Origin of the sequence: Pseudoalteromonas sp. NZS127 (assembly GCF_015864805.1) — a bacterium.
Classification (GTDB): Bacteria; Pseudomonadota; Gammaproteobacteria; order Enterobacterales; family Alteromonadaceae; genus Pseudoalteromonas; species Pseudoalteromonas nigrifaciens.
In genome coordinates, this window is the sequence record NZ_JADYWN010000038.1 from 1 (window position 1) to 3246 (window position 3246).

Annotated in this window: 8 protein-coding genes; 1 reads left to right on the forward strand and 7 read right to left on the reverse strand. The window is 42.2% G+C overall.

All coding sequences use genetic code 11. The annotated features are described in order from the left end of the window. Window positions 1-47: 47 nt before the first annotated feature. Genes I6E78_RS18120 through I6E78_RS18150 form a run of 7 tightly spaced genes read right to left on the reverse strand, consistent with a single transcriptional unit; the run spans window position 48 to window position 2413 of the window. Window positions 48-326 carry a hypothetical protein gene (locus tag I6E78_RS18120; RefSeq protein WP_197183073.1) on the reverse strand — a complete coding sequence of 93 codons (279 nt, stop codon included), beginning with the start codon at window positions 324-326 and terminating at the stop codon, window positions 48-50. Between the two features lie 19 nt (window positions 327-345). Continuing rightward, a complete protein-coding gene (locus I6E78_RS18125) occupies window positions 346-660 on the reverse strand; it encodes a hypothetical protein (protein WP_197183074.1) in 315 nt (104 codons plus the stop codon). 18 nt (window positions 661-678) lie between these two features. Then, complete coding sequence (locus I6E78_RS18130; protein WP_197183075.1) at window positions 679-1266, reverse strand: SAM-dependent methyltransferase; 588 nt, start codon at window positions 1264-1266, stop codon at window positions 679-681. A gap of 2 nt (window positions 1267-1268) precedes the next feature. Then, window positions 1269-1655 carry a hypothetical protein gene (locus tag I6E78_RS18135; RefSeq protein WP_197183076.1) on the reverse strand — a complete coding sequence of 129 codons (387 nt, stop codon included), beginning with the start codon at window positions 1653-1655 and terminating at the stop codon, window positions 1269-1271. Between the two features lie 2 nt (window positions 1656-1657). Beyond that, the gene (locus I6E78_RS18140) at window positions 1658-1933 is read right to left on the reverse strand and encodes a hypothetical protein (protein ID WP_197183077.1); all 276 of its coding nucleotides are present in this window, start codon (window positions 1931-1933) and stop codon (window positions 1658-1660) included. A gap of 10 nt (window positions 1934-1943) precedes the next feature. Continuing rightward, a complete protein-coding gene (locus I6E78_RS18145; RefSeq protein WP_121953679.1) occupies window positions 1944-2198 on the reverse strand; it encodes a pyocin activator PrtN family protein in 255 nt (84 codons plus the stop codon). Next, window positions 2195-2413, reverse strand: a complete 219-nt coding sequence (locus tag I6E78_RS18150; RefSeq protein ID WP_089368121.1) for a YdaS family helix-turn-helix protein — start codon at window positions 2411-2413, stop codon at window positions 2195-2197. Before I6E78_RS18150 ends, I6E78_RS18145 begins: the two co-directional genes overlap by 4 nt. A 151-nt stretch (window positions 2414-2564) precedes the next feature. Between I6E78_RS18150 and I6E78_RS18155 the strand changes: the two genes are divergently transcribed. Further along, window positions 2565-3203, forward strand: coding sequence for a LexA family protein (locus I6E78_RS18155; RefSeq protein WP_121953678.1), 639 nt, complete (start codon window positions 2565-2567; stop codon window positions 3201-3203). The last annotated feature ends 43 nt before the right edge of the window (window positions 3204-3246 follow it).

Genomic DNA, 3246 nt, shown 5'->3' on the forward strand with positions numbered 1-3246 from the left:
ATAGTCTAAGGGCTTTTAGGTCAATTGGTTGCGTGTTAGCCACAGCGTTACAGCTCTATTTCCATTGGCTCACCGCCAATTTGTGCTGCACTTAACGCAATGCTCATTTGGCTGTAAACGCCTTCAAAATTAACGTCGTCATCTGCAATCATTTTTACAATAGGTAGCAAGTCGGTTAGCGTGTCTTCGCACTGCATTAACATGCCGATAGTGCTGCGTTTGTTTAAATTGCGAATTGCAAAATTAACTTGCTCAATGGCGTGTAAAACAATATTAAGTAGTAATTGCTTATTTTTAGGCATAGCTTGGTCTTTGATAGCGTTCATTTTTTAGTGTCCTTGGGGGTTAAAATGGAATGTCGTTTAAAAATTCGGTTAGGTCTTGCTCGTCAGGGCTTACTGGGTCGATGTTGTGGTATGCATCTAAAAGCCTTACATCGTTATCAAGTTGTATATCAAACTCAGCCATTGAATATGCGTACCAGCTATTTGAGCTAAAACGGCCAAGCGCTTCTATGCGCTTTGCAATTTTTGGCGCGTACTTTTTTAAGTCGCATAATGCATTTACCGCCTTTTGAAAATCACACTTTGCTATATCTCGCGCTTTTCTGTGTGCGTTGTAATAGCCAAGTGCGGCCTTTGCTTTTGGGTGTAGTTTCATTTTTAGCAGTTCCCAGCGTTAAATTACAAAAAGTTCAGGCGCTAACTCATGGCCTTTGCAAAATACAAAGTGAGCGTATTCGGTTGAATCGGTTTTACTTGGTTTTGCTGGGTCAAAGCCCGGGCGCTTGCTATGCACATAAACCGCAGCTAATGGCAGCTTTTGCCACATTGCCTTGCGCTTTTGGCTGCCCAACCAATTAAGGCGTTGCAGCATGATCACTAAACCACTCTCTTTAACCATTTCGAGCGCATGTTCGGTAAACTCTTGCGCCACGTTAAAGGGCGGGTTGGTGATGATCATGTCGTATGGTTTTTTTAAACTCTTTACCTGCAAAAAATCACAGTTAATTACGCTAGCGCGTGAATCAGCACGAATATCCCAGCTATCAACTGTAAAGCCTTCTTTTTCTAGCACTGTTGGGTAGCTCATTTCGTACTTGTCACAACCGCCTGCGCTTGGGTCTAGCACTCTTGGGCTTTCATCTGGTGAGCAAACCAACATATTATTTTCAGCAAACGCTGCTAAAAAATCTTCAATTAACCAATGTGGTGTTATGTAGTAGTCGTCTGCATTGCGTACCGTTCCGCGATTTACTGAACTCATGATCAACCCTTAGTAATTGTTAAATGTGAGTAGTTGGTATTGGCTTCAACGCGCGGTGCATGTTGCACAAACTTAGCGGGGGCCATGGCGTTAGCGTCGGTAAATGCTTTTACTAATTGCTCCATTTGCAAAATAGCCTTGTGTATTTTTAAGCGGGTATCTGCATTAAAATTAGCAAAGCCGCTTTCTAAATGGTGGCGCTTTAGGCCTGCCGCAAAACATACTAATGTGCGCTCTTGCTCGCTTAGCACTTTGGTATACACGTATTCTGGCGTGTGGCGCTCGCTGCCCATTAATGCTTTTATTTCGGCCAAGCCTTTTGGTACGTGGCGGCCAGTTACTGCTTTTAATGGCGCTGGGTTTGGGTGGTTAATAGCTGTGTTTGCCATAATTAATTAACTCCTTGCTGGCTGCGTGTTGCTGCATTTAGGTAGTTAGTTGCTTGTGTTTTTAACCAAAAAACTGCTTTTTGTATTGTTTGGTACTCGTCACCATTGCAAAAAACAGGTAGTAAAAAATCACCTACACGCGCTTGCAGTACTGCTGGCTTTGTTTCGTGCGTTGCTTTTGTTGTGGTAATTTTACAGCTCAATAAATAGCGGCATTGCTCAGCTAATGTTTTAAAACTGCTTAACGTTTCACGACTAAATACTTGGTATGTGCCCATTGCCCTGCTCCTAGTTATTAACGCTTTGCCACTCTGTGCGGCCTTGCTCGTATCGACTCTGTAAATACGCACCTAAGTCAGTCACATTAACCATGGTTGGCGAGCGCTCTGAGTCACGTATTTTAAAAGTTGGAAATGGTAACGTGCCTGCCTTTGCTTTTTGCTCTGCGGTTTTAGGCTGTAAACCTAAATACTCTTGGCAAACATCTTTAAGCTGGACCGCTGGTTTTTGGTAACACGCTAATAATGCAAAGGTCATGTTCATGCTGCACTCTCCTTGTCGGTTTTAACGTGGTCGGCTAGTAACTCATCTACTGTTACTTGGCCGTTTGTTAGTTCTGAAATACGGGTAATGTATTTCGCGGGGGCTTGGCAATGGCGATTAAGCCAGTACCAGATAATGTTTTGTTTTGTGTTTAATAACTTGGCGGCTTTTGTCTGACCACCAATTATTTCTATCGCTCTTTCTACGGCGCTCATATTTCCTCCAAGCTCTATTTATCAAGTAAACCGATAATAGACATCAGTTAAACCGATGTCAATATCGATTTAACTGATTAGACAAAATAATATAAAAAGCAGATAATCAGCTTTTATCACTTTAAGCGATTTTTACATTAGGAATTTACAAATGGATTTAGGTAAAAGAGTAGAAAAAAAACGTGTTCAGTTAGGGATGACGCAAGCGCAATTAGGTCTAATGGCAGGCTTAGCACAAAACTCTATTCACAATATTGAATCTGGAGAAACAAAACGCCCTCGTAAAATAGACGCCCTCGCGGAAGCCCTAAACTGCACTCCAGAATACTTACTGTTTGGTATTGGTGAAACTCAAGACGGTGAAAAGAGTATCAACAGCAATGTTTCATTAGGGCCTACGCTTAAAGCGGCTGTGCCATTAATAAGCTGGGTGCAAGCGGGGGCATGGTCTGAAATAAGTGAAATAAAAGAACATGATGCCGACCGTTATTTATGCCCTGTAAAGTGCAGTGATCAAACATTTGCGCTAAAAGTGCATGGCGTAAGCATGGAGCCTAAATTTTACGAGGGTGATTTAATATTTGTAGACCCAGAGGCTGAGTGCATTCACGGTTCTTACGTAGTAGCACGTTTAGACGATAATAACGAAGCTACCTTTAAACAGCTAATAATTGAAGGCGGCCAAAAGTTTTTAAAAGCCGCTAACCCTAACTGGCCTGAGCAACTAATAGCAATAAACGGCAACTGCACTTTAGTTGGAAAAGTTATATTTACGGGTAAGTCGCTTTAGCTTACTGAATTACAGGCACAAAAAAGCCCGCCAAGTGCGGGCT

Excerpts from the sequence above, each read along its gene's own strand:
- I6E78_RS18120 (WP_197183073.1), bottom strand. The coding sequence starts at position 326 with ATGAACGCTATCAAAGACCAAGCTATGCCTAAAAATAAGCAATTACTA.
- I6E78_RS18125 (WP_197183074.1), bottom strand. The coding sequence starts at position 660 with ATGAAACTACACCCAAAAGCAAAGGCCGCACTTGGCTATTACAACGCA.
- I6E78_RS18130 (WP_197183075.1), bottom strand. The coding sequence starts at position 1,266 with ATGAGTTCAGTAAATCGCGGAACGGTACGCAATGCAGACGACTACTAC.
- I6E78_RS18135 (WP_197183076.1), bottom strand. The coding sequence starts at position 1,655 with ATGGCAAACACAGCTATTAACCACCCAAACCCAGCGCCATTAAAAGCA.
- I6E78_RS18140 (WP_197183077.1), bottom strand. The coding sequence starts at position 1,933 with ATGGGCACATACCAAGTATTTAGTCGTGAAACGTTAAGCAGTTTTAAA.
- I6E78_RS18145 (WP_121953679.1), bottom strand. The coding sequence starts at position 2,198 with ATGAACATGACCTTTGCATTATTAGCGTGTTACCAAAAACCAGCGGTC.
- I6E78_RS18150 (WP_089368121.1), bottom strand. The coding sequence starts at position 2,413 with ATGAGCGCCGTAGAAAGAGCGATAGAAATAATTGGTGGTCAGACAAAA.
- I6E78_RS18155 (WP_121953678.1), top strand. The coding sequence starts at position 2,565 with ATGGATTTAGGTAAAAGAGTAGAAAAAAAACGTGTTCAGTTAGGGATG.